We start from the raw sequence: 23493 nt of genomic DNA on the forward strand, positions 1-23493 counted from the left end.
AACGGTCGCTTTGCGGCATTGTGGCATTTACGAACATCATCCGGCAAGCATGGTGAACATCGAATAGCGTTATAAGTGATTTGCCGTATATATGTCTATATGGCGGTACTTGTCATAAATCGAGCGGGACGACGTGTTCACGCAGGCCGAGCACCTCGTCCCGAGGCACCCAGCCCTGGTAGACCCCGCGCTCGGTCCGCCGCAGCTCCAGCGCCCGCGCCACCGGCGCCAGCCCCCCGGTGTACTCGACGAGCAACTCACCGCCGTGCCCGCCAGGACGCCCGTCGTGTCCGTCGTCCTGCTCGCCATGAAGGTGCCCGTCACGCGCGTCGTGCACCTGGCACGGGACGCCGCGCCACGTCCCCACCGTCGTCACGAACACGACGGCCTCGCACTCCTCCGCCGGGACCGGCCGCACGTGGAGGCCCGGCGCGACCTCCTCGAACCCCTCCGCCGGTGTCGCGCGCCGTAGCCGGATCCACAGCCGCCCCGCCCGGGCGTCCGGGCTCGCCTCGTACTCCGACCCGCGCCACCGCGCCCGGTACGAATGCCACCTCATCGCGCCCCGCCGACGCGCTCGCCGACGCCGGACCCGTGCCCGCCGGGGTCGCCCAGGTCCTGCCGGGCGGGGGCGCCGAGGTCGTGCCCGGCAGGGTCCGCCGCACGGACGAGCATCCACCGCTCCAGGTCGCCGTCGTACAGCGCGCGACGGTGCTCGACGCCCTCGGCGGTCAGCTCCCAGATCTCGGCCCCGTGCGGCAGCCCCACCCCGTCGATCTTGTACTCGCGGATCACCTGGTCGACGTTCGGTGCCAATCCCATCCCGGCGAACGGCGGCTCCTCGATCACCCACCCCGCCACGGCCGCCCGCGTCTCCTCGTCCGTGCCGCCGTACGGGGTGCGGTAGAGGGCCGTCCCGACCGCGTGCCACCGCAGGATGTGCACCGACCCCTCGTCCGTCACGACGCCCTCGTCCCGTGAGCGCGCGAGCGCGTCGGCGAGGACGACCGGGGTGGCGATGTGCGCGACGTCCAGGGCGTGGTGGCAGTACCCGGAGACCCGCGTACGGCCCTCGGCCAGGTAGGCGTACAGGTCCGCGGGGGTCAGCAGCTTCTGGACCACCGGCGTCCCCGCGCCCGGGTCGGCGGCGCGGTCGTCGGCCAGGGACGGCACCGCCAGCCGCGCGACCGTGCCCGGCTCCAGGAAGAAGTTCACCGGAAGGCCAGGGTTGACGGCCAGCCCCCAGCGTAGGTCGGGCCAGCCGGCGGCCATCTCGGCCAGCGAGACGATCCTGTGGTGCCCGGTGAGTCCGCCGACGCGGGCGCGCATCGCCTCGGCCGAGGTGTAGGCGACGATCCACGTGCGCTCGGCGTCGGAGGCGGTCGGCCAGGCCACGGGCGCGCGGCCCGCCGCGGCGTCCGGGCCGATCGGCAGCGCGAGGTCGGCGCGGCGCAGCAGGCTCAGGCAGCGGGCCAGGTCGCCCTCGGCGAACGCGGCGGCGAGCTCCACCTCGAACGGCCCCGCCGGCTCCCAGTCCCGCACGACGACCACTCTAGGTCGCCGGAGGCCCCTCGCGACGAAGGTCGCGGTCGCCGAAGCGGCGGCGGCCCGGGCCGGCGTACCGGTCGTCCGCCGCTCGTCGTCATCCGAGGCCCGTCCTTCGCTTCGCTCCCGGCCTATCGGTGGTACGCGGCACGCTCACTTGCAGGTGCCGAAGGGGGACTGGGTGGATCCGCTGCCCGAGGCGCCGCCCAGGCGGACACACTTGCCCTTCGTCAGCATGATCACCGGGCCCGCGTAGTACTTCTCAGACCCGCCGTCGGTCTGGGAGCCGCCGCCCTGCACCTCCAGCGTCACCGACACCGGGGACGCCACGCCGACGCGGTCGGTCTTGATCGTTACCGCGCAGGTCAGGCCCGACTGGTTGCTGAAGAGCTGGTAGGCCACACCGCCGGGGAAGGAGACGGACCGCTGGACGGCGTACCCGACGCCCTTGCCCGCTGAGTCGCAGACCTGCTGCGGCGTGTACGGGTTGGACGCCGGCGCCTGCGTGCGGGTCGGCTGCGAAATGCGCGGGTCGACCACCCCGCCGGTGGGACGCGGCGCGGTGGAGGTGGTCGCGTACGGGAGCGGCACGACGGTCTTGGTGACGGTCGGCCGGGGCGGGGTGACGGTCGGGCGCGGGGTGACGGTCCTCGTGACCGTCGGCCGCGGCGAGACAGGGCCGGACGCGGTCGGGCGCGGCGGCGCCGTCGGCGAGTGCGTCGGGCTGGGCGTCGCCGTCGTCGTGGGCGGCACGAACGGGATGCTCGGCGACCCCGTGGGAGATCCGGTGGGGGACCCCGTCGGGGAACCGGTGGGCGACCCTGTCGGTGACCCGGTCGGCGACGGTGTCGGCGTCTCGGAGGGGTCGGGCGTCTCGGACGGCCCGGAGGGGCTCGGCGCCGGCTCGGACGGGCTGGGCGTCGGCGTCGCCGTGACGGTCACCGTGGGCTGCGGCGACGGCGACTGCTCCGGGGAGCCGCTCTGGGTGGGGATCGGCGGCGGGGTGAACTGCGGCCAGGGGGACAGCGTCGGGATGCCGATCGACGGGGACGCCGTCGTGATCTGCATCGGGTAGACGCCCTGGTCCTGCGGGGCAGGCGAGGTCGCCCACGGCACCGTGACCTGCGGGCGCGGCGCGGTGGTTGCGCCGACGTCCGAGCCCTGGGCCTGCGTGCCGGACGAATCGGCCGCGGTGGTCGCCTGGCCCTCCGCGGCGACGCGTCCGATCTGCTGCGGGGAGGCGGAGTACTTCCCGGCGCCCCACAGGCCGAGCCCGGCGAGCCCGACCACGATGCCGACGCCCGCGGCCAGCCCGACGGGGAAGTGCGCGCCGGCCTTCTTGCGCGGCGAGGCGGCGGAAGCCCCGTCCTCGCCGTTCGCGGACGGCCGCGCGGGGATCTGAGGGCCCTCTTCGGAGGGCAGCGCAGGGGCGCTCCACACCTGCTGCGCGGGCGGCGCCTGCGCCGGGACCTCCCACACCGGCTCCTGGCCGTCCGTACGCGGGGCCACCGCGGACCCGGGCTCGGCAGCGCCGGACTGGACGGGGCCGGACTCGAAGGGGCCGGGCTCGGACCCCGGGCCGGCGGAGATGACCGGGCCGGACACGGCCGGGCCGGGGACGACGACGCCCGGCCCGCCGGGGGTGACCTTCACGGTGTCCCCGGAAGGGTCCGGGCCGGACACGAGTTCGCCGGAGATGACCACCCCGGGAGCGGAGCCCGCGGCGGGCGGGAGGACGGCGCCGGGTACGGGGGCGGCGGGGATCGCGCGAGCCGGCGGCACGGCCTTCTCTTCGCCGAGGAGCCACAGCATCGCGCCCTGCGCCGTGGGACGCTGGGCGGGCGTCTTGGCCAGGCACGCGCCGACGACGTCGCGCAGCGGCGTGGGAAGGGCGCCGAGGTCGGGCCGGGCGGTGGCGATGGCCTGCGGCCCGTCCGAGAACGGCTCGGCGCCGGTCGCGGCGTACGCCATGGTGCGCGCCCAGGCGAACACGTCGGCGGCCGGGCCCGCGGGCTCGCCGCGGACCTGCTCGGGGGAGCGGTAGTCGGTCTCGCCGAGCCCGAAGTCGGCGACCCGCGGCCCGTCGGGGCCGAGGAAGACGTTGTCCGGGGTGAGGCCCCGGTGGGCGATGCCGGCGAGGTGGACGGCGGTGAGCGCGGTCAGCGTGCCGACGGCGACCCGCTCCAGGGCGTCGCCGGTCAGGGGCCCGTCTGCCTCGACGGTCTCGCGCAGGGAACGTCCCTCGACGTACTCGCGGACGACGTAGGCGCGGTCGTCCACCCATCCGGCGTCGATCGCGCGCACCGCGTACGCGCTGGAGACCCGCTGCGCGGCGGAGAGATCGTCCAGGACCCGCGAGCGCGCCTGGTCGTCGGCCTCGGGCCACCGGGGGAGCAGCTTGACGACGAACCGCGCCGCGTCCCCCTCGGCGGACTGCTCGGCGCTCACCTGGACGGACGGCTCGATGGCGGTTCCAACCGCCTCGGACGCCTCGGTGGCGGTTCCCGCCGGCTCTGACGGCTCGGACGGCGCGGCGGCGGTTTCGGCCGGCTTGGCGGCGTTCGCGCGTGCGGGATCGGTGTGTTCGGCCAGGTAGGCGGTTCCGCGAGGGCCGTCGCCCAGGCGTCCGAGAAGCGTGTAGGCGCCTATCTGCTGAGGATCCCCCGGTAGCAATGGCTGCATGTCCCTCGTCGCCTTCCCTACGGCTCACCGTTGCAGATCATGACACCACATGATCAAGCACCACAGGACGTAATTTGTCGCCCGTGCATCACTTGTTACGGTTCTGTTGATCATGCACCGTTTTAGAGGGGTATGTCGCAGAAATCCATTCGTCGCGCGCATTCAGATCCGGGCAACGTGAGCGACCCGCCCGCCCGGGACGCCGACCCCTGCGCGGCCGTGGCAGTCGGGGCGCCCCGAACGTGGAACCCGGAGCGGCTCGGAAGGGAACCCGGGACGGCTCAGTCGTAGAAGCCGAGGCGGCGGAGCTGCTTGGGGTCGCGCTGCCAGTCCTTGGCGACCTTGATGCGCAGGTCCAGGTAGACGTGGGTGCCGAGCAGCGCCTCGATGTGCTTGCGCGCCCGCGTGCCGACCTCCTTGAGCCGCGCCCCCTTCGGCCCGATGACGATGGCCTTCTGCGAGGGACGCTCGACGTACATCTGCGCGTACACGTCCAGCAGGTCGTCACGGCCCTCGCGGGGCACCATCTCTTCGACCAGGACGGCGATCGAGTGGGGCAGCTCGTCGCGCACGCCCTCCAGCGCGGCCTCGCGGATCAGCTCGGCGACCAGAACCTGCTCGGGCTCGTCGGTGAGCTCGCCCCCCGCGTACAGCGGCGGCGACTCGGGCAGGCGCTCGACGAGAAGATCGCCGAGCGTGCCGAGCTGCTCCCCGGACTCCGCGGACACCGGGATGATCTCGGCGAAGTCGGCCAGCCGGGACACCGCCAGCAACTGGTTGGCGATCTGCTCGCGGCTCGCGAGGTCGCACTTGGTGACCACGGCGACCACCGGCGTCTTCTTGACGGCCGCGAGCTTCTCGGAGATGAAGCGGTCGCCCTTGCCGATCGGCTCGTTGGCCGGGACGCAGAAGCCGATGACGTCGACCTCGGTCAGCGTCGAGAGCACGAGGCTGTCGAGGCGCTCGCCGAGCAGCGTGCGCGGGCGGTGCAGGCCGGGCGTGTCGACGATGACGAGCTGGGCGTCGGGCCGGGTGACGATGCCGCGGATGGCGCGGCGGGTCGTCTGGGGCTTGCTGGAGGTGATCGCCACCTTGGCGCCCACCAGCGCGTTCATCAGCGTCGACTTGCCGACGTTGGGCCTGCCGACGAAGCAGGCGAATCCGGCACGGAACTCAGCGGCTGAGGAACTCACGTGTTCATTGTCGCCGATCAGATGTACCGCCCCTTCACGGCGCCGTCGGGGGCGGCCAGGTACAGGATGGCCTCCCCGAGGTCCTCGACGGCGGACAGATCGTCCGCGCCGGGCTCTTCCTCGTCGGTGACGAGCGCGGCGGCCTCCAGCGACACGGCCCCGCTGGACACGGCCATCGCCACCGCGACCTGCACGGCGGAGAGTTTCAGCGACGGCAGGTCGACGTTGGTCGCCGTGTAGGTGCGGCCGGTCTCGTCGCGCACGGCGGCGCCCTCGGCCGTGCCGTTGCGCGCCCGGGCGGCGCGGGCCAACGTGATTATCTTGCTGTCCTCGGGGGCGAGGGAGGTTTCGGTCACGGGCACAAGGCTACTGGGAGGCCTCCCGGACCTTGGCCGCGAGCAGCGTGGCGAGGTCCTCGGTCCGCTGGGGGTCGAGCTTGGCCATGCCGGTGTGCACCAAGGAGATCAGGATGCCGCCCGTGCGCACCACGACCAGGTGCATCTCGTACGGATATCCGCCGACCCGTCCCTTGTACCGCCGCGCCTCCACGCCGTCCCCGATCGTGCGCACGGGCAGCGGGGAGCCGACCAGCCGGTCCCCGGCCCCGGCCGCCTTCACCGTGGCCACCGGGCAGTCCCGCATGAGGTCGGCGGCCGTGCGCAGCGCCTGGCGCGCGTCCCCCGGCGCGTACGCGGCGAGCACGACGCCCGCCGTCTCGCCGAGGCGGTCGCCCCGGAAGGACGCGGCCTCCGCGACGCCGGGCCCCTGCTTGCCCTCGGCGAGGTCGAACAGCTTCCCGCAGCGCTCGTCCGCCGGGCGGAACGGGGGCTGCCAGCCGGTTCCGGCGCGGTCGGTGAAGTCGACGGACGGGTCGTCGACCTGCGCCAGCGCCTTGCGCGCCCGCGACAGCTCCTCACGGCTCCTCTGCCCGCCGCAGGCCGCTGTCGCCCCGGCGAGCAGGGCGCAGCAGGTGAGTAGGACGGCACCGGTGACGCGCATCATGCTCCCCCGATTCGCTCAGATGGGAGCCCCCGTTCCCACCTGCGGGTTTTCTTCCCGATCACCCGAAGACACAACCTCGTGAGCTCTTGTCCCGGACGCGAAGGAGGCCGGATTGGCTACGCTTCTCGCGCGAACCACGCCGGTGATCTCGCGGCCGGCGCGGGGCCACCCGGGGAGATGGAGCTGAGGCATGGTCGGTCGGGGCATCCTCGCCGGCGCGCTGGCGCTGGCGCTCGCGGCGGGTCCGGGCACGGCCGCGGCGGCGGTCAGGGAGCCCCAGCAGTGCGTGCCCAAACGCGGCGGCATGCAGGTCGGCGAGTCCTGGGCGCAGCGGCGGCTGGCCTTCACGGGGGTGTGGCCGCTCACGCGCGGCGAGGGCGTCACCGTCGCCTTCGTCGACACGGGGGTGGATCCGCGGCACCCGCAGCTCGACGTCGCCAAGTCCGTCGACCTCACCGGCACCACCCCGCTGGACTGCGTCGGCCACGGGACGGCGGTGGCGGGCATCATCGCGGGCTCGGACCGCAAGGACGTCCCGTTCGCCGGCGTGGCCCCGAAGGCGCGGCTCATCTCCATCAAGCAGGCCAACGGCGACCGGGGGGACGTCGCGCTGCTGGCCGAGGGCATCCGGCGCGCGGCCGACCTCGGCGCCGACGTGCTCAACGTCTCCATCCAGACGACCGACCAGCCGGACCTGAAAAGCGCCGTCGAGTACGCGCTCGCCAACGACGTGGTGATCGTCGCCGCCGCGGGCAACGTTCAGCAGCAGGACGGCACCGTGGTGCCCGCCTACCCCGCCGCCTACGAGGGCGTGCTGTCGGTCGGCGCGGCGGGGCCGGACGGCAGGCGGACGAACTTCTCCAACGCCGCCACCCCGGTCTCGGTGCTCGCCCCGGGCGAGAACATCACGAGCACCTGGCCCGGCGCCGCCTACGAGCAGGACCTGGACGGCACGAGCTACGCGGCGCCGTTCGTCGCCGGGGTCGCCGCGCTGGTGCGGGCGCGCCACCCGGAGCTGGACAACGTGCGGGTGCGGCGGCGCATCGAGCTCACCGCCGACGGCGCCTCGGGATCGGGGACGGGGGCCGGCATGGTCAACCCGCTGCTGGCGGTGTCGGAGATCCTGCCCTCGGAGGTCGTGGCCCTCGCGCCCGCGCGTCCGGATCCGCTGCCCTCCGGCATCGTGGCCAAGCCCGCGCCTCCCGACCACGAGGCCATGGCGCGGGCGGGAGGCATCGCGCTGGGCGCGGTCGGCGCGGCAGCCCTGGTGACGGCGGTGAGCCTGGTCATCCCCCTGGGACGGCGCCGCGGGTGGAAACCCGGACGCACGGCCGTTCCCGGAGACTGAGAAGACCTTTCAGCGGTACCGGCGGCCGTTTCCAGCACCGAGCGGCCGTTTCACCGGCGGAGCGGCCCGTTTTCAGCACCGCGCGGCCGTTTCACAGGCGCAGCGGCCGTTTCCGGCACCGAGCGGGCTCAGGGGCCGGGCGCACCGCGTCAGGAGCGGCCGGAGTCGCAGTAGGACTCTCCCCAGGCGAGGCGTTCGCGCAGGGTGGGCGCGTCGGGCGCGAGCGCGGACACCAGCGTGCCCGGACCGGCCAGGGGCAGCACCGCGCACCCCTCGCCCACCACCGCCTCGGGCGGGGACTTGACGGCGGGCGGCCTCGGCCCGGCGACCAGCAGGCTGCCGACGCAGCGGGCGTCGCCGTACACCGCGGGGCTGCCGTCCACGGCGGGGTCGCCGACGACGAACTCCTGCCGCAGCAGCGGCACGCCGCGGATCGTCGCGTCGAAACGGGCGTGGCAGGTGCCCGGCCGCTCGCCGTAGCGGCCGAACACGATCTCTTCTCGCCAGTACACCGACGCGCCCTCGTCCATCGCCAGCCTCACGATCATGCGGTGCGCGGACCCGGCGGCCAGGACGACCGGCTCGGGGGCGTACCGCAGTGAGGCGCCGGCGCCCACCCGCGCCTCGACGATGGCCACCGATTCGCCGGGACCCCATTCGCTGGGACCTGGAAGGACGAGCGTGCTCGCCACCGACGCGAGCTCCAGTGAGGTGCCCGGGGCCACGTCGATGCGGAGCTCCAGGCGGTCGCCGCCGAGCGGCCCGGCGGCGGTGGACACGAGGTGTACCGTGGCTGATCCGGTCGCCGGCCCGATGGCCGGTCCGGTCTGACGCAGGGTCAGCGGCGGATCCGACCGGAGCGTCCGCAGCACGGTACGGCCCCCGGACAGTTCGGTGACCACCGCGGCACGCGCGTCCAGCGACCTCCGGTCCGGCGGGGACGGTACCGGGGGGCGTGGCATGGCGGAGGTCGTCACCCTGTTCTCAGCGTTCTCAGCGTTTTCAGGCGTCCTTCGGAGGTTCTCACGCGTTGGTGGACGGGACGGCGGGACCGTGCGGGTGGTGCGCGCGGGCGTGCGCCCAGGACTCGACCACGCCGTGCACCCATTCGGCGACGGCGTAGACCTCGGGAACCTCCCTGATCGAGGTGAACAGCACCGGCTTGCCGTCGCGCACGGCCGCCGCGTCCCTGGACATCACGGTCAGATCGGCCCCCACGTGCTTGGCCAGATCGGTCTTGTTGACGACCAGCAGGTCGGCCGTCGTCACACCGGGACCGCCCTTGCGCGGCACCTTGTCGCCGCCGGACACGTCCAGCACGAAGATCTGCTGGTCGGCGAGCCCCCGGCTGAAGGTGGCGGTCAGGTTGTCCCCGCCGCTCTCGACGATGACGAGGTCGAGCGGCCCGAAGCGTTCCTCCAGGCTCTCGACCGCGTCGATGTTGGCCGCGATGTCGTCGCGGATGGCGGTGTGCGGGCAGCAGCCGGTCTGCACGGCGACGATGCGCTCGGGGTCGAGCACCCCCGCCCGGCGCAGGAAGTCGGCGTCCTCGGTGGTGTAGATGTCGTTGGTGACCACACCCAGGCGCAGCACCGGGCCCAGCGTGCGGCACAGCGCGGCGACCAGCGCGGTCTTGCCGGACCCGACCGGTCCTCCGATGCCCAGGCGCAGTGCGCGGTCCCGGGATCCGGGGGACTGGTGGCGGTCCTCGTGGTTAGCTGACAAAGAGCCGTACCTCCGTGCGTAGGTGCTGTTCGGCCAGCAGGTCGAGTGCGGGAGCGGCGTGCGCGGGAAGGTCCTCCCACGCGGTGGTGGCGCATGACGCGCGCGCCACGCGTTCCAGGTCGGGCGCGAGGCCGGCGAGCACGCGGTGCACGTCGACCGGGTCGAGCCCGAGCAGCCGGACGACGGCCGTGGCCGGTCCGGTGATCGCGTTGTACGCGGTGGCGAGGGCCGCGTCGTGGGGTGCGCACCCCGCCGCCCGGGCCGCCGCGCCGAAAGCGATCGGGTGGTGCGGCCCTTCGGGCACCGCGCGTGCCAGGGCGTCGAGCATGGGCGAGGGCCAGATGCGCCGGGCGCTTCTCAGCAGGAGCCTGCCCTGGGTGCGGCTCGCCGCCCGTTGCGCGGGCGAGGCGGTACGGGCGTCCGCCTCGGCGTCCAGCGCCCGCCACCCGCCGGCCGTCTCGCCGGCTGCGTGGTCGGCTGTCTGGTCGGCCGTCGCGCCGAGCGCGCACGCGGCGGCGGCGAGGCCGGCGGCGACGAGGCCGGTCGTGGCGAGCCGGCCACGGAGGAACCGCGCCAGATCCTCCGGGCCGGTGATCGCCCCGATCCGCACCGCCTCCTCGGCGCCCCCCGAGTGGCCGTGGCCACCGGCGGGGAGCCGGGAGTCGGCGAGCAGCAGCAGCGCCGCGTCCATGTCAGCCGTCCGCCGGCATCGTCAGCGTCGTCGTCAGCGTGGTCAGCGTGGTCAGCATCGTCGAGAGGGTGCCGGTTCGGTCAGAACAGGAAGTAGCGCTGGGCCATGGGAAGCTCCTCGGCCGGGGCGGGTTCGATCGTCTCGCCCTCCACGCGGACCGCGAACGTGTCGGGGTCCACCTCGATGGCCGGGAGCGCGTCGTTGAGGGGCATCGACGCCTTTCCCCGCCGGCGGACGTCGGCGACGGGCACGAGCCGCCGGGCCACGCGCAGCCGGTCGGCGATGCCGTCCTCCAGCGCGAGCGGCGCGACGAAGTGCAGGGACGTGGCGGCCGCGGTGACCGGGGCCGCGCCGAACATGGGGCGGGGGAGCACGGGCTGGGGCGTCGGGATCGAGGCGTTCGCGTCGCCCATCTGCGCGTACGCGATGACGCCGCCCTTGACGACCAGATCGGGCTTGACCCCGAAGAACGCCGGATCCCACAGGACCAGGTCGGCGAGCTTGCCGACCTCGACCGAGCCGACGTGCTCCTCCAGGCCGTGCGCCACGGCCGGGCAGATCGTGTATTTCGCGACATAGCGGCGTGCGCGCAGGTTGTCCGCCGCGCCGTCGCCGGGCAGCGCGCCCCGGCGGCGTTTCATCACGTGCGCCGTCTGCCAGGTCCTGATGATCGTCTCGCCGACCCGGCCCATCGCCTGCGAGTCCGACCCGATCATCGAGATCGCGCCGAGGTCGTGCAGAACGTCCTCGGCGGCCATCGTCGAGGGCCGGATGCGCGACTCGGCGAAGGCGAGATCCTCAGGCACCGAGGGGTTCAGGTGGTGGCAGACCATCAGCATGTCGAGGTGCTCGTCGAGCGTGTTGACGGTGTGCGGGCGCGTCGGGTTCGTCGAGGACGGCAGCACGTTCGCATGCGACGCGACGCGGATGATGTCGGGCGCATGCCCGCCGCCCGCGCCCTCGGTGTGGTAGGCGTGGATCCCGCGGTCGCCGATCGCCTGGAGCGTGGACTCCACGAACCCGGCCTCGTTCAGGGTGTCGGTATGGATCGCCACCTGCACGCCCGTCGCGTCGGCCACCCGCAGGCACGCGTCGATCGCGGCGGGCGTCGTGCCCCAGTCCTCGTGCAGCTTGAAGCCGGACGCCCCGGCCCTGAGCTGCTCCAGCAGGCCCTCGGCGCCGGTGGTGTTGCCCTTGCCGAGCAGGGCGACGTTGACAGGCATGCCGTCCATCGACTCCAGCATGCGCGCGAGGTACCAGGTGCCGGTGACGGTGGTGGCCTTGGTGCCGTCGGCGGGGCCGGTGCCGCCGCCGATCAGCGTGGTCACCCCGGCGCCGAGCGCCTCGTCCACGATCTGCGGGCAGATCAGGTGGACGTGCGAGTCGATCGCGCCCGCCGTGACGATCTTGCCGTTGCCGGACAGGACCTCGGTGGACGGGCCGATGACCAGATCGGGGTGCACGCCGTCCATCGTGTCCGGGTTGCCCGCCTTGCCGATCGCCGAGACCCGCCCGTCCCGCACGCCGATGTCGGCCTTGACGACGCCCCAGTGGTCGAGGATCACCGCGCCGGTGATCACCAGATCGGGGGCGCCCTCGGCGCGCGTCGTCCGGGCCTGGCCCATGGACTCGCGGATCACCTTGCCGCCGCCGAAAACGACCTCGTCGCCCGCACCCTCGGGGCTCCTGCTCAGGTCGTCGGTGACCTCGATCAGGATGTCGGTGTCGGCGAGGCGGATCCGGTCGCCGGTGGTCGGGCCGTAGAGGGCGGCGTAGCGCGCGCGCTCGATCGAGGGACCGCTCATGCCGGCTCCCTGGTGTCCGCGCCGCGCTCGTCCAGCGCGCCCGCGTATTCGAGCCGCAGGCCGGGGACGACCCGCAGCCCGCCGATCGGGACGAGCCGGACGTCCCGCTCGACGCCGGGCTCGAACCGCACGGCCGTGCCCGCGGGGATGTCCAGGCGCAGGCCCCACGCCGCGTCCCTGTCGAACTCCAGCCCCGGGTTCGCGGCGGCGAAATGGTAGTGCGACCCCACCTGAATGGGACGGTCGGCGGTGTTGACGACGCGCAGCGTGACCCGCTCGCGCCCCGGGTTGAGAGGAATGGGCGCCTCGCCGTGGAGGATCTCGCCTGGCGTCACGTGGCCCCCCGTCAACTGATCGGCCGGTGGACGGTGACGAGCTTGGTGCCGTCGGGGAAGGTCGCCTCGATCTGCACCGATTCGAGCATCTCGGGGATGCCCTCCATGACGTCCTCCCGGCGCAGCACCTTGCGTCCCGCGTCCATGAGCTGGGCGACGGTCTGGCCGTCCCTGGCGCCCTCGAGGAGGAACGACGCGATGATCGCGGTGGCCTCGGGATGGTTGAGGCGCAGTCCCCGCGCCTGGCGTTCTCGGGCGACACCCGCCGCGACATGGATGAGCAGACGTTCCTGTTCGTGTGGGGTCAGCCGCATGGCCGGACACTAGGCAACGGTCGTTTCCATGGTGTGACGGCGCCATTTCGGAATCGTGTCGGACGCCATGAGGCCGGGGATATCGCGTTCTAAACCCAGGGCGCCCCAAATGGCGGGACGCGGCGGCCGACCGGAGCGGCTGCGCGAGGGTCAAGCGCGGCCCACGGGACCACCTTATACGGACATGCGGCAAAGGCCGGGCGGTGTTATTGCGGTGAAGACCCGCTCTTCGGCGCTCATTCCCGCCGGCGCGCCGTCTGTATCCCGGTGATCGGCAGAAGCGAGTAGTGAAGGTCGAACGCGGGGCGCTCGGAGCGGACCGGCGGGATGTAGGTGAAGTTGTGCCGCGGCGGCGGGCAGGACGTCGCCCACTCCAGCGAGTTCCCGAAGCCCCACGGGTCGTCCACCTCGACCTTGGGGGCGTACCTCCACGTCTTCCATATGTTGAACAGGAAGGGCAGCGTCGAGGCGCCGAGCAGGAACGCGCCCGCCGAGGAGATCATGTTGGCGGTGGTGAAGCCGTCCGCCGGCCCGTAGTCCGCGTACCGGCGGGGCATGCCCTGCGTGCCCAGCCAGTGCTGCACCAGGAACGTGGCGTGAAAGCCGATGAACAGCGTCCAGAAGTGCCACTTCCCGAGCCGGTCGTCCAGCATCTTCCCGGTGAGCTTCGGCCACCAGAAGTAGAACCCGGCGAACATCGCGAACACCACGGTGCCGAAGACCACGTAGTGGAAGTGGGCGACGACGAAGTACGTGTCGCTGACCTGGAAGTCCAGCGGGGGCGAGGCCAGGATCACCCCGGTGAGCCCGCCGAACAGGAACGTCACCAGGAACCCCACGGCGAACAGCATCGGGGCGCAGAGGACGATCTGCCCCCGCCACATCGTGCCGACCCAGTTGAAGAACTTCACGCCGGTCGGCACCGCGATGAGGAACGACATGAACGAGAAGAACGGCAGCAGCACGTGGCCGGTCACGAACATGTGGTGCGCCCACACCGTCATCGACAGGCCGGTGATCGCGATGGTGGCGCCGATCAGGCCGATGTAGCCGAAGATCGGCTTGCGGCTGAAGACCGGAAGCACCTCGGTGATGATGCCGAAGAACGGCAGCGCGATGATGTACACCTCGGGGTGGCCGAAGAACCAGAACAGGTGCTGCCACAGCAGCGCGCCGCCGTTCCCGGCCTCGAAGACCTTCGCGCCGAGCTTACGGTCGATCTCCAGGACGAGCAGGGCGGCGGCCAGCACCGGGAACGCCATGAGCACCATCGCGCTGGTGAACAGCACGTTCCACGTGAAGATCGGCATCCGGAACATCGTCATGCCCGGCGCCCGCATGGTGATGATCGTGGTGATGAAGTTCACCGCGCCGAGGATTGTGCCGAGGCCCGAGAACACCAGGCCCATGATGAACAGGTCCGGGCCGGTCCCTGGCGTGTAGGTGCCGCTCGACAGCGGCGCGTAGAGCGTCCAGCCGAAGTCCGCGCCCCCGCCCGCGACGAACAGCCCCGACACCACCATCAGCCCGCCGAACAGGAACAGCCAGTAGCTGAGCATGTTCAGCCGGGGGAACGCGACGTCGGGCGCGCCGATCTGCAGCGGCATGATGGCGTTGGTGAACCCGGCGAACAGCGGGGTGGCGAACAGCAGCAGCATCAACGCGCCGTGGTTCGTGAACATCTCGTTGTACATCTTCTGCGACATCACCTGCAGGCCGGGCTGCAGCAGTTCGGCGCGCATCAGCATCGCCATGAACCCGGCGATCAGGAAGAAGCCGAACGAGGTGACCAGGTACAGGTTGCCGATCACCTTGTGGTCGGTCGTGCTCGCCCACTTGAGCAGGAGCCGGCCCTTCTTGGCCAGGCCGGTCGCCGGGACCGGGGGCTCCCGCGTGTAGATCACGAGGTGCCCCCAACCGTACGGCCGGCGGCCCATCGGGTGGCGCCGGCCGTACGGCCCGCCCGCCACGGTACAGCGCGCGATGTCACGCCGTTTTCACCGGTTTCAGCGGGGCCGGTACCCGGCCGGGCCCTGTGTGCCGTCGTCACGCCACACCCCCCGCCGTCGTCCGCTCACCGACCCGTTTCCGCTCGTACTCCGATTACATCGGGCGAACTTGTCTAAGCGGCGAAATATCCGGCAAAGACACAAAAGGCGACGGCCAGGCTTTCTTTCCGAAAACCTGGACACCGCCGCCGTGTAGGAACCCGCGGAAAACGGGGGGCTACTGCTGGTAGCCCTCGACCTCGTCGACCGGGCGCGGGCTGGCGAAGTCGGGATCCTCGCCGAACTCCCTGCGGGCCTTGCGCTGCCGCAGCAGGTCCCAGCACTGGTCGAGCGCGTCTTCCAGCTCCTTGACGCGCGCCCGCTCGTCCTGCGCGTCGACCTCGCCCGTACCGGTCCGGTTCCGCAGTTCGTGCTCCTCCGCGATGAGGTCCTTGATCTTCGCGAGGATCTCGCCGTCCTGCATGTCCTACCTCCTCGATGTCCATAGGGAGCTTACGGCGTGGACGATGGCAGGATGGGGTGAGGGCCGCGTATCGGGCCTTTCACCTGCGGTGTTCACGGACGGTGAGTGGCAGTACGTGATCTCACGGGGGTGGCCGGCGGGATGTAGGGGTGACCCGGGGGCGCCACCCCAGGTTCGGGCGACCCCGTCACGACGGAATCCAGGCGTCTGGTACGGTCTGGTTTATGCTGCGCGGGCTGCTCCTTAGCCGCCGCGGCGAGGGCCTGTAAGAGGCCGGCTCCCTCGCCGCGGAGCGAGTCATGCGCGTCGGCCGTCCGAGGACGAGAATCCCGGTGGCGACCAATCCCCGCGATCCGCAGCGACGCCTAGCGATCTCCGGGCGATCACAGATGTCAGGCATGTGAGTCCTGACGCGCGCCGCCCCCGGTCCAGACACCGATCAGGAGCACGCCATGTATCCCCAGCAACAGCCCAGCCCCATGCCCTTCCAGCGCTACCAACCCTTCGCCCCCGTACGCCTGTCCGACCGCACCTGGCCCGACAAGGTCATCGACCGCGCCCCGCAGTGGTGCGCCGTCGACCTGCGCGACGGCAACCAGGCGCTGATCGACCCGATGGACGCCCACCGCAAGCTCCAGATGTTCGAGCTGCTGGTCCGCATGGGCTTCAAGGAGATCGAGGTCGGCTTCCCCGCCGCCTCCCAGACCGACTTCGACTTCGTCCGGCAGATCATCGACGAGGGCCGCGTCCCCGACGACGTCGTCATCCAGGTGCTGACCCAGGCCCGTCCCGAGCTGATCGAGCGCACCTTCGAGTCGCTGCGCGGCGCCAAGCAGGCCATCGTCCATCTGTACAACTCGACCTCCACCCTGCAGCGCCGCGTGGTCTTCGGCCAGGACAAGGAGGGCATCACCGCCATCGCCGTCGAGGGCGCCAAGCTGTGCAAGAAGCTCGCCGACCAGATGACCGGCACCGAGATCTTCTTCCAGTACTCGCCGGAGTCGTTCACCGGCACCGAGCTGGAGTACGCCGTCGAGGTGTGCGACGCCGTCAACGCCGTCTGGCAGCCCACCCCCGACCGCAAGGTCATCATCAACCTGCCCGCCACCGTCGAGATGGCCACCCCCAACGTCTACGCCGACCAGATCGAGTGGATGAGCCGCAACCTCGCCCACCGCGACTCGATCGTCCTGTCCCTGCACCCCCACAACGACCGCGGCACCGCCGTCGCCGCCGCCGAGCTCGGCTACCAGGCCGGCGCCGACCGCATCGAGGGCTGCCTGTTCGGCAACGGCGAGCGCACCGGCAACGTCTGCCTGGTCACGCTGGGCATGAACCTCTTCTCCCAGGGCATCGACCCGCGGATCGACTTCGGCGACATCGACGAGATCCGCCGCGTCGTCGAGTACTGCAACCAGCTCCCCGTGCACCCCCGCCACCCCTACGGCGGCGAGCTCGTCTACACCGCCTTCTCCGGCTCCCACCAGGACGCCATCAAGAAGGGCCTGGAGGCCCTGGAGCGCGACGCCGTCGCGGCGGGTGTCCCCGTCGACTCCTACCCGTGGGCCGTGCCCTACCTGCCCATCGACCCCAAGGACGTCGGGCGCACGTACGAGGCCGTCATCCGCGTCAACAGCCAGTCCGGCAAAGGCGGCGTCGCCTACATCATGAAGGCCGAGTACGGCTTCGACCTGCCGCGACGGCTGCAGATCGAGTTCTCCGGCGTCATCCAGGCCCGCACCGACGCCCGCGGCGGAGAGGTCACCCCCGCCGAGATGTGGGAGGTCTTCAACGACGAGTTCCTCCCCAACCCCGCCAAGCCGTGGGGCCGCTTCGGCCTGCTCGCCCACCGCAACGTCGCGAAGGTCGACGAGAAGGACGCCATCAGCGCCGACATCCGCGTCGACGGCGAGATCCGCGAGGTCGAGGGCGTCGGCAACGGCCCCATCTCGGCGTTCGTGGACGCCCTCGGCAGCGTCGGCGCGGAGGTCCGCGTCCTGGACTACACCGAGCACGCCATGAGCGCAGGCACCGACGCCCGCGCCGCCGCGTACGTCGAGTGCCAGGTCGGCGACCGCGTCCTGTGGGGCATCGGCGTGGACGCCAACACCGTGACGGCGTCCCTGAAGGCCATCCTCTCCGCCGTGAACCGCGCCTCCAGGCCCTGACCCGGCCTCTGGCCCCGCCGACGGCCGTCCTGACCGCCGGCGGGGCCACCTCAGCTCAAGGCGGCCATGGCGAAGATAACGTACATGAGCACGATGCCCCCGGCCGTGCAGATCAGGATCGCGATGAGGCAGCCGGCGAAGTTCGACCGGGTGCCGGGGGCGGTCCCGCCGTACGGCCGGGGCGGGTGCGCCGGCAGGCCCGGAGGGTGGTACGGCGCCCCGAGGCCGGAGGCGGGCCCGTACGGGCCGGGCATCGGCGCGACGGTGCCGTGCGCCGGGCCGGCGTGGGGCGGCATGCCGTCGGGCGTGAGGTAGGACGGCCAGGTGGCCGACGGCGGGTACCCCATGCCGACCGACCCGGGGTCCGGCGGGCCCCACCGCCGCTCCGGCGCGGGGGACGCAGGAGGAACCGGACCCATCACGGGGCCGCTGTTCCGCGGTGTGGGCGGGGGCGTGTCCCGGGCCGGCGCCCTGGCGGGACGTGTCAGGCCCGGCGGGGGCTGAGGGAACACCCGCGGCGGCGCCGGGCCGGTGGGCCGGGCGGGCGGCCTGATGAGGGTGATCGGGGTCTCGGGCGCGCGCCGCTCGTCGCACACCATGCAACTGGCCCGCTGGGCGTCGTTGTAGGTGTCGCACGCCGCGCACTGCCATGTAGCACCCGCCATGGTGCCCCCCACCGGATATGACCTGACCTGACGATGCCGGTCCTGATACACGGACGTACGTCCGTCAGGGCCGGATTCTCCCCGTCCTCACGTTACGTCCTCCGGGCCGTGCGCGGCCGTCCTCGTCGCGTACGTCAGAGACTGTGGACGATCGTGTTGATGATTTCATCCATTTCGACATCCTGGAGCCCTTCGCCCGCCTTCGAGGGGAACTGCATGGTCAGGCTCCACTCGTCCGTGATGCTGGTCCACGGTTCGGTGTCCGGGGCGAACAGGACGAGCCGCTTGGCCGAGTGCTCCATGACCGCGGTCCGGCTGCTCGCGTACCCCCACTCCTCGAACAGCTCGTCCATGGTGCGCGGCAGGTGCATCGGATAGGTGTGCGCGGCCATCGCCTCCGGCATGCCGATCGGGTGCGCGGGGGCGTCGGTGAACATGACGATGACGTGACGCCGCCGGTCCAGGCCTTTCTCCCAGGGCGCGTTGATTGCCAGCGCCAGCGCCTCCAGCCCGGACTCGGGGAAGTCGCCGCCGCCGGTCGCCTCCAGGCGGCGCATGAACCGCTCGAACTCGCCCGCCTGGCCGGGGAACAGGAAGAAGTCGCTCTCCTCGATCGCGTCCTCGGCCCGGTCGGCGAAGTCGCGGAACCCGATGACCTTCAGCCGGAGCTGGCTGATCGCCTTGCCCGCCCGCGTCATCACGGCTTCGAGCCGTTCGTGGAACGACAGGGCGCTCTCTTTGACGGTGTCCAGCACGGGGCGCATGCTCTCGGTCACGTCGATGCACAGCACGATGTCGACCGCGTACCGCAGGTTCCCGGTGTGCTGCTGGCCGGTTGTCATTGCCGATTGATCCCTTCCGATGTGGTCGCGGCCCGCCATGGGACGGGCCGGGGGTCAGCGACGGCCGTCGCCGAGGTTGATGCGCACGCGCGAGCCCGGCCGCGGCGCCGGGGGAGGTACGGCGTCCGTGCGCCCGGCGGGAGGACGCGCGTGCAGGACGCACGCCTCCGGATCGCCCAGCGTAGCCAGGAACGCGGAGATCGGCGGCCGGGCGCCGGGATGGAGGGACGTCATCGCCTCCAGCAGCGCACGCACGTGCGGCGCGAGCCGTTCGTCCACGCGCAGCCGCTCGCCCGCGATCACCGCGTCGGCGGGCGAGTCGTACCGGTCGTCGAAGCCGGGGATCGCGCCGGTCAGGTAGCGGTGCGCCATCAGGCCGAGGGCGAACACATCCACGGACGTGGTCAGGTGCCCGGGCAGCGCCTCCGGGTCGCCCTGGACGTACCGCCGCCATTCGGGCGCCCCGTACACCGAGTCGCCGGTGATCGTCTCCGGCCCCGGGGGCTGCCCGGAGACGTACGAGTCGTCGAAGTCGATGAGCTTGGCCGTGTGGAAGGCGCGCGGGCCCTTGCGCTGGATGAGCACGTTGGACGGCTTCAGGTCGCCGTGGACGACGCCGATGCCGTGCAGCAGGCCGACGCTCAGGCCGAGGGTCTTCAGCAGCACCGATTTGTTCCGCGGGGGCAGCGCGTGCGGCGCGTCCAGCGGGGAGGGCGTGATGCGCTCGGTCACCTTGTAGTACGTCGTGCCCTCGTGGAAGAAGTCCACCGCCAGGACGAGGTTGCCGGCCCCGGTCACGTCGTGGGACAGGCGGCCCATGATGTCCCGCTGCCGCTGCTCGAACTCGGCGCACTCGCGCAGCCGCGCCGCCTTGCTCGCCGCCGACGCCGTCGACCCCTCCTTGGGGCGCTTCGGCTCCAGGAAGCGCTTGATGAAGTAGTGACGCCCACCCCGCACCGCGAAGGCCCACACGCACTTGCCGCCGCCGTCGTTGGTCGGCTCGGACACGACGTGGTAGCCCCTGATCACCGCGCCGAGCTTCATCGTCCCCCCTCCAGCGGTGGCATGAGCAGTTCGTAACCCTCCCGGTAGTCCCGCCAGGCCCGCTCGCGCCACCGTCCGCGCGCGGCGGGGTCGTCGTCGTCCGCCGCCTCCGCCTCGGCGGCGTACCGCCCCTCCAGCTCGCGCAGGCGGTCGCCGAAGCGTTCCCGCAGGTCGCCGAGGCCGGAGAACCCGAATGCCGCCAGGCACAGCGACGCGTCGTCGCCCGTGTACCCCGACACGCGCGCGGCAAGTCGCTCGGCCCAGTCGCGTTCGTCCCCCGACTCCATGAGCGTGCCGAGCAGGTGGCGCTCGAAGTCGGAGGGCGTGTCGACGTACCCGAAGCAGCCGTCGGTGGCGCAGACGAGCACGCACGGGCCGTCCAGCGCGACGGGGTGAGACTCGACGGTGAAGTCCCGGTCCGCGCACAGCATGTTCGTCAGCGGCGGGTCCTGCACGAGCTGTTCCAGCGCGTCGGTCTCGACCGTGTGGTCCCGGGTGAGCGCCTGAAGTCCTCCGTCCGGCGTCAGCGCGTACGCCCGCGAGTCGCCCGCCCACAGCGCCTCGCACTCCACCCGCCCGTCCTCGACCCGGTAGCGGACGGCGGCCATGGTGGAGGGCAGCACCCGGCGCATCGACCCGAGGATCCTGCTGGGCACGCGCGGGCGGGCGCCCGCGAGTTCGGCGGCCAGGCTGCTCCGGAGCGACTCGGTCTCGAACGGCTTGCGGTCCTCCAGGCGCTCCAGGAACCACCCCTCGACGCACCGGCGCGCCGTACGCGACCCGACCCAGGCGCCGGTACGCGGAACGCCCGTCCGCGAGACGGCCACGATCGAGGCGCCCGCGCCGCCCGCGCCGTCGAAGACCCCGACGACGCCCTCGCGCGTCGGCCCGTGGTGCACCAGCAGCGGCTCGGCGTCCTCCCCGAGGCCCTCCCGCCGCTCACTCCACATTCCGAGCGCCAGCCAGCCGCGCCCCTTGTGGTGCCACACGACCGACCCACCCGGCGCCGGCGCCCGAGGCACCTCCACACGCGGGGCGGAGTCCCGGGCCTCGTCCGCGTCTGAAGCCTTGTCCGCGTCCTGGGCATTCTTCGTGTCTCGGGCCCTGTTCGCGTCCTCGGCCGCGGCGTCGCCCATAGCCGTCCTCCGTTCCGCGGTCACGCGTCCCGGGGAGCCGGCGCCAGGCCCACGCCGCGATGCCCCTCCGCGGACTCCCACAGGTGTCACGCGCGCCAGTTGCCCGCATTTCTCCCCGTGAGCGCATCGTATGGGGTGACGACCTCGGATCGGCGGCATGTGGCCATATCGGACGGCAGTGAGCGCCGCCGGAAGGTGAGCCCGCTACTGAGGGCCGGGGGTGAGGCCGAGCAGGTGGGCCTGGGTCAGCGCGTTGTAGTCGAAGGTGGCGGATGGGTCTTCGATGACGCTGTTGTACATGCCGAACAGCTCAAAGCTGATCGTGCCATAGACGGACGTCCACGCCATCAGCGACATCAGGATCACATCATGCGGAAGGGGGTCGAACAACGTCTCGCGCAGCCGTTCGGCGTCCTCCGCGAAAGAGGCGGGGAAGGGCGGGAGGCCGGCGGTGCGCGGGGTCAGCTTTCCGGCCGCGTCGGCGTCGCGCAGGATGCCCGCCATGACGAACGCGTCGCGGGCGGCGGGCCCGACCGTGTCCTGCGGGGCGACGTAGCCCGGCACCGGCGAGCCGTGGATCAGCGCGTACTCGTGCGGATGGGCCAGCGCCCACGTCCGGATCGCCCGGCAGGCCGTCATCCACCGGTCGAGGTACTGATCGCGGGGGCAGGCCGCGTCGGCGGTCTCGACGGCCTCGCCCACGGCGTTGAACGCCTCGATGATCAGCGCGGTGAGCAGCTCGTCGCGGCTCGGGAAGTAGCGGTAGATCGCCGAGGACACCATGCCCAGCTCACGGGCGACGGCACGCAACGACAGCCCCGTGGCCCCGTCGACGGCGAGCTGCCGCCGCGCCACGTCCTTGATCTCGCTCACGAGCTCCGCCCGAACCCGCTCCCGCGCAGTACGACTGGCGTTCATCCTCCCGACCCTACCAGAGCACCGACCCCAACAAAGAGCACCGCTCTGATCAGACCCACCTGCTGGCCGAGGTGATCGAGGACCCTGACGTCGAGCACGATGCCCGGTCCATGTTGGCCTGGTGCCTGCTCTGCAGCCTCTCTGCAGGCAAGCCAGACGCGGTTGCGGGCGACCAAGCGGTAGTAGGTGGCGTGCGCGCAGCCCCGGCATCGCGAAGCTGACGTACCTTTCGCGCCCTGGGCTTGATTGACGCGGGCCGACCTTCAGGGCGACGAGGGCAGGTTGTCCAGGTAGGCACGGAAGTCCTCGGCCGCGGGTTCCTTGGGGGGTAGCCGCCGGGCGAAGGCTTCGAGCTGATCGGTGACGCGGCCGGAGTCGACATCGGTGACGAGTTCGACGGCACGGTACGCGGTTTCGAGAGCGCCGTGGAGGTCATGCTGGTCGAGTTGGGCATCTGCGATGGCGGCGAGGCCGAGCACGCTGTCTCGGGCGTAGTCCTCACTGCGCTCGGTCATGCCTTGCTCGAGCAGGTGCAGAGCCGTGCTGATTTCACCGAGCTGGACGAACGCCGTACCCACCTCGATCGTGAATGACGGGCGCCGCATCCAGTAGATCCACGGCGGGTCCTCGTCGGGGTCGCGGTGCTCCCAATGGTCGTCGGCGCGGGACAACATGTGTACCGCCTGGCGCGGTTCGCCGAGCACGGCGTGCGCGCGGACCTGCCAGGCATCCAGCATCGCGTGGACCGTTCGGGAGCCACCGACGCCGATCTTCTCGCGAGCGGCCTGCAGCAAGTTGATAGAGGCGCGGCCGTCGCCGGCGTAGGTGCGCTGCATCGCCATCAGGGACAGAATGTAAGCGCCGGTCATGGTGCCGCCGGCGGTTGCGGATGCGCGTAGTCCGGCGTGCCAGTACCGTTCGGCAGCGGCGTGTCGGCCAGCGTCGAATGCCGACCAGCCGGCGAAACGGCACAGCTCCCCGGCGGCGCCGTACAGGCGTTGCTCGATGTTCCCGCGGTAGCGGCCGCGCTCCAGCAGCCGTGACACCAGCTGCAGGTCGGCCTTGGCCAGGTTCAGGCAGTAGTCGCCGCCGGTGAGGTCGTCCAGGTGCCACAGCTGCTGGATGCGGCCCTCGACCCACGTGGCGAGCTCGGCGTCGATGGCGCCGCCGTCACCCGCATGGGTGACCTTCTGCTCGGGGACAGCCGCCCAGGCGTCTGCCAGCGCGGCGGCGCCCTCCGCGGACAGCAACAGAAACGATCGCCGGTCGGTGTCCGCGTCCATGCACCCCGCCATGATGTGCCGCGCCGTCTCGGGCGTCCACGCCTGGTCGAACGGCTCTGTCCCGGTGGCTGTCAGTACCCACGACGGCCAAGGAAGATCTAGCACGGTCTGCGAGTCGATGCCTACCTCTGCGGCTATGGCGAGTTGCGCGTCGAGTTCCGGGACGGTGCCGTGTTCCCACCGGTAGACCTTTTGCCGGTTGGCCGCCATGTTCAGGCCGGATCGGCGCTGTACCAGCGCTGCGACGTCGGAGAGAGTCCAGCCGCGCAGCTCACGCAGGTAGGCCAGAGGGTGACGAAGTAGAGGTTGATCACTGATCATGTGA

General features: G+C 71.9%; 22 protein-coding genes. 2 read left to right on the plus strand and 20 right to left on the minus strand.

Annotated elements, in window-relative coordinates; all coding sequences use genetic code 11:
* Positions 1–112: 112 nt before the first annotated feature.
* From AB0H21_RS18640 to AB0H21_RS18665, 6 genes are all read right to left on the minus strand, one after another.
* Complete coding sequence (locus AB0H21_RS18640) at positions 113–559, minus strand: hypothetical protein (protein ID WP_358517720.1); 447 nt, start codon at positions 557–559, stop codon at positions 113–115.
* A complete protein-coding gene (locus AB0H21_RS18645; protein WP_358517721.1) occupies positions 556–1542 on the minus strand; it encodes an SseB family protein in 987 nt (328 codons plus the stop codon). The genes AB0H21_RS18640 and AB0H21_RS18645 overlap by 4 nt, the downstream gene beginning before the upstream one ends.
* Before the next feature lie 156 nt (positions 1543–1698).
* The gene (locus tag AB0H21_RS18650) at positions 1699–4227 is read right to left on the minus strand and encodes a hypothetical protein (protein ID WP_358517723.1); all 2529 of its coding nucleotides are present in this window, start codon (positions 4225–4227) and stop codon (positions 1699–1701) included.
* Between the two features lie 281 nt (positions 4228–4508).
* Positions 4509–5420 carry a GTPase Era gene (gene era / locus AB0H21_RS18655; RefSeq protein ID WP_358517725.1) on the minus strand — a complete coding sequence of 304 codons (912 nt, stop codon included), beginning with the start codon at positions 5418–5420 and terminating at the stop codon, positions 4509–4511.
* A gap of 17 nt (positions 5421–5437) precedes the next feature.
* Entirely contained in the window at positions 5438–5776 is a 339-nt protein-coding gene (locus AB0H21_RS18660; RefSeq protein ID WP_358517726.1) for a cytidine deaminase, read from the minus strand.
* Positions 5777–5786: 10 nt separating this feature from the next.
* Positions 5787–6422, minus strand: coding sequence for a hypothetical protein (locus tag AB0H21_RS18665; protein ID WP_358517728.1), 636 nt, complete (start codon positions 6420–6422; stop codon positions 5787–5789).
* 190 nt (positions 6423–6612) lie between these two features.
* On the opposite strand from AB0H21_RS18665, the gene AB0H21_RS18670 reads away from it, so the two are divergent.
* Positions 6613–7770, plus strand: coding sequence for a S8 family serine peptidase (locus tag AB0H21_RS18670; RefSeq protein WP_358517730.1), 1158 nt, complete (start codon positions 6613–6615; stop codon positions 7768–7770).
* A gap of 149 nt (positions 7771–7919) precedes the next feature.
* Here AB0H21_RS18670 and AB0H21_RS18675 read toward each other — a convergent pair whose 3' ends face one another.
* The 8 genes from AB0H21_RS18675 to AB0H21_RS18710 all read right to left on the minus strand — a co-directional run bounded on the left by AB0H21_RS18675 (position 7920) and on the right by AB0H21_RS18710 (position 15112).
* A complete protein-coding gene (locus tag AB0H21_RS18675; protein WP_358517731.1) occupies positions 7920–8732 on the minus strand; it encodes an urease accessory protein UreD in 813 nt (270 codons plus the stop codon).
* Between the two features lie 61 nt (positions 8733–8793).
* Positions 8794–9495 carry an urease accessory protein UreG gene (gene ureG / locus AB0H21_RS18680; RefSeq protein ID WP_358517733.1) on the minus strand — a complete coding sequence of 234 codons (702 nt, stop codon included), beginning with the start codon at positions 9493–9495 and terminating at the stop codon, positions 8794–8796.
* Positions 9485–10186 carry an urease accessory UreF family protein gene (locus AB0H21_RS18685; protein WP_358517735.1) on the minus strand — a complete coding sequence of 234 codons (702 nt, stop codon included), beginning with the start codon at positions 10184–10186 and terminating at the stop codon, positions 9485–9487. Before AB0H21_RS18685 ends, ureG begins: the two co-directional genes overlap by 11 nt.
* Before the next feature lie 80 nt (positions 10187–10266).
* Positions 10267–11991, minus strand: a complete 1725-nt coding sequence (locus AB0H21_RS18690; RefSeq protein ID WP_358517737.1) for an urease subunit alpha — start codon at positions 11989–11991, stop codon at positions 10267–10269.
* Positions 11988–12326 carry an urease subunit beta gene (locus AB0H21_RS18695; protein WP_358517739.1) on the minus strand — a complete coding sequence of 113 codons (339 nt, stop codon included), beginning with the start codon at positions 12324–12326 and terminating at the stop codon, positions 11988–11990. The genes AB0H21_RS18690 and AB0H21_RS18695 overlap by 4 nt, the downstream gene beginning before the upstream one ends.
* Before the next feature lie 11 nt (positions 12327–12337).
* Positions 12338–12640 carry an urease subunit gamma gene (locus AB0H21_RS18700; protein ID WP_358517741.1) on the minus strand — a complete coding sequence of 101 codons (303 nt, stop codon included), beginning with the start codon at positions 12638–12640 and terminating at the stop codon, positions 12338–12340.
* Between the two features lie 236 nt (positions 12641–12876).
* Positions 12877–14544: a cytochrome c oxidase subunit I gene (gene ctaD / locus AB0H21_RS18705; RefSeq protein WP_358517743.1), complete on the minus strand. Its 1668-nt coding sequence runs from the start codon at positions 14542–14544 to the stop codon at positions 12877–12879.
* A gap of 322 nt (positions 14545–14866) precedes the next feature.
* A complete protein-coding gene (locus AB0H21_RS18710) occupies positions 14867–15112 on the minus strand; it encodes a DUF2630 family protein (RefSeq protein WP_358517745.1) in 246 nt (81 codons plus the stop codon).
* Positions 15113–15564: 452 nt separating this feature from the next.
* On the opposite strand from AB0H21_RS18710, the gene leuA reads away from it, so the two are divergent.
* On the plus strand, positions 15565–17280 hold the full coding sequence (gene leuA, locus AB0H21_RS18715) for a 2-isopropylmalate synthase (RefSeq protein ID WP_358517747.1): 1716 nt from the start codon (positions 15565–15567) through the stop codon (positions 17278–17280).
* A 50-nt stretch (positions 17281–17330) separates the two neighbouring features.
* Here the strand turns inward: leuA and AB0H21_RS18720 are convergent, their stop codons facing one another.
* From AB0H21_RS18720 to AB0H21_RS18745, 6 genes are all read right to left on the minus strand, one after another.
* A complete protein-coding gene (locus AB0H21_RS18720; RefSeq protein WP_358517749.1) occupies positions 17331–17945 on the minus strand; it encodes a hypothetical protein in 615 nt (204 codons plus the stop codon).
* A gap of 134 nt (positions 17946–18079) precedes the next feature.
* Positions 18080–18787: a vWA domain-containing protein gene (locus AB0H21_RS18725; RefSeq protein WP_358517751.1), complete on the minus strand. Its 708-nt coding sequence runs from the start codon at positions 18785–18787 to the stop codon at positions 18080–18082.
* Positions 18788–18841: 54 nt separating this feature from the next.
* Entirely contained in the window at positions 18842–19831 is a 990-nt protein-coding gene (locus AB0H21_RS18730; RefSeq protein WP_358517753.1) for a lipopolysaccharide kinase InaA family protein, read from the minus strand.
* Complete coding sequence (locus AB0H21_RS18735) at positions 19828–20967, minus strand: hypothetical protein (protein WP_358517755.1); 1140 nt, start codon at positions 20965–20967, stop codon at positions 19828–19830. The genes AB0H21_RS18730 and AB0H21_RS18735 overlap by 4 nt, the downstream gene beginning before the upstream one ends.
* A 204-nt stretch (positions 20968–21171) precedes the next feature.
* Entirely contained in the window at positions 21172–21885 is a 714-nt protein-coding gene (locus AB0H21_RS18740; protein WP_358517757.1) for a TetR/AcrR family transcriptional regulator, read from the minus strand.
* A 263-nt stretch (positions 21886–22148) separates the two neighbouring features.
* The gene (locus AB0H21_RS18745; RefSeq protein WP_358517759.1) at positions 22149–23489 is read right to left on the minus strand and encodes a hypothetical protein; all 1341 of its coding nucleotides are present in this window, start codon (positions 23487–23489) and stop codon (positions 22149–22151) included.
* Positions 23490–23493: the final 4 nt, after the last annotated feature.

Source organism: Sphaerisporangium sp. NPDC051011 (assembly GCF_040653595.1).
Taxonomy (GTDB): domain Bacteria; phylum Actinomycetota; class Actinomycetes; order Streptosporangiales; family Streptosporangiaceae; genus Sphaerisporangium.

Coding starts and splice junctions, on each gene's coding strand:
- AB0H21_RS18650 (WP_358517723.1), bottom strand. CDS start 4,227: ATGCAGCCATTGCTACCGGGGGATCCTCAGCAGATAGGCGCCTACACG.
- AB0H21_RS18640 (WP_358517720.1), bottom strand. CDS start 559: ATGAGGTGGCATTCGTACCGGGCGCGGTGGCGCGGGTCGGAGTACGAG.
- AB0H21_RS18725 (WP_358517751.1), bottom strand. CDS start 18,787: ATGACAACCGGCCAGCAGCACACCGGGAACCTGCGGTACGCGGTCGAC.
- AB0H21_RS18700 (WP_358517741.1), bottom strand. CDS start 12,640: ATGCGGCTGACCCCACACGAACAGGAACGTCTGCTCATCCATGTCGCG.
- AB0H21_RS18730 (WP_358517753.1), bottom strand. CDS start 19,831: ATGAAGCTCGGCGCGGTGATCAGGGGCTACCACGTCGTGTCCGAGCCG.
- AB0H21_RS18685 (WP_358517735.1), bottom strand. CDS start 10,186: ATGGACGCGGCGCTGCTGCTGCTCGCCGACTCCCGGCTCCCCGCCGGT.
- AB0H21_RS18675 (WP_358517731.1), bottom strand. CDS start 8,732: ATGCCACGCCCCCCGGTACCGTCCCCGCCGGACCGGAGGTCGCTGGAC.
- AB0H21_RS18665 (WP_358517728.1), bottom strand. CDS start 6,422: ATGATGCGCGTCACCGGTGCCGTCCTACTCACCTGCTGCGCCCTGCTC.
- AB0H21_RS18710 (WP_358517745.1), bottom strand. CDS start 15,112: ATGCAGGACGGCGAGATCCTCGCGAAGATCAAGGACCTCATCGCGGAG.
- AB0H21_RS18690 (WP_358517737.1), bottom strand. CDS start 11,991: ATGAGCGGTCCCTCGATCGAGCGCGCGCGCTACGCCGCCCTCTACGGC.
- AB0H21_RS18740 (WP_358517757.1), bottom strand. CDS start 21,885: ATGAACGCCAGTCGTACTGCGCGGGAGCGGGTTCGGGCGGAGCTCGTG.
- leuA (WP_358517747.1), top strand. CDS start 15,565: ATGTATCCCCAGCAACAGCCCAGCCCCATGCCCTTCCAGCGCTACCAA.
- AB0H21_RS18735 (WP_358517755.1), bottom strand. CDS start 20,967: ATGGGCGACGCCGCGGCCGAGGACGCGAACAGGGCCCGAGACACGAAG.
- AB0H21_RS18745 (WP_358517759.1), bottom strand. CDS start 23,489: ATGATCAGTGATCAACCTCTACTTCGTCACCCTCTGGCCTACCTGCGT.
- AB0H21_RS18720 (WP_358517749.1), bottom strand. CDS start 17,945: ATGGCGGGTGCTACATGGCAGTGCGCGGCGTGCGACACCTACAACGAC.
- AB0H21_RS18670 (WP_358517730.1), top strand. CDS start 6,613: ATGGTCGGTCGGGGCATCCTCGCCGGCGCGCTGGCGCTGGCGCTCGCG.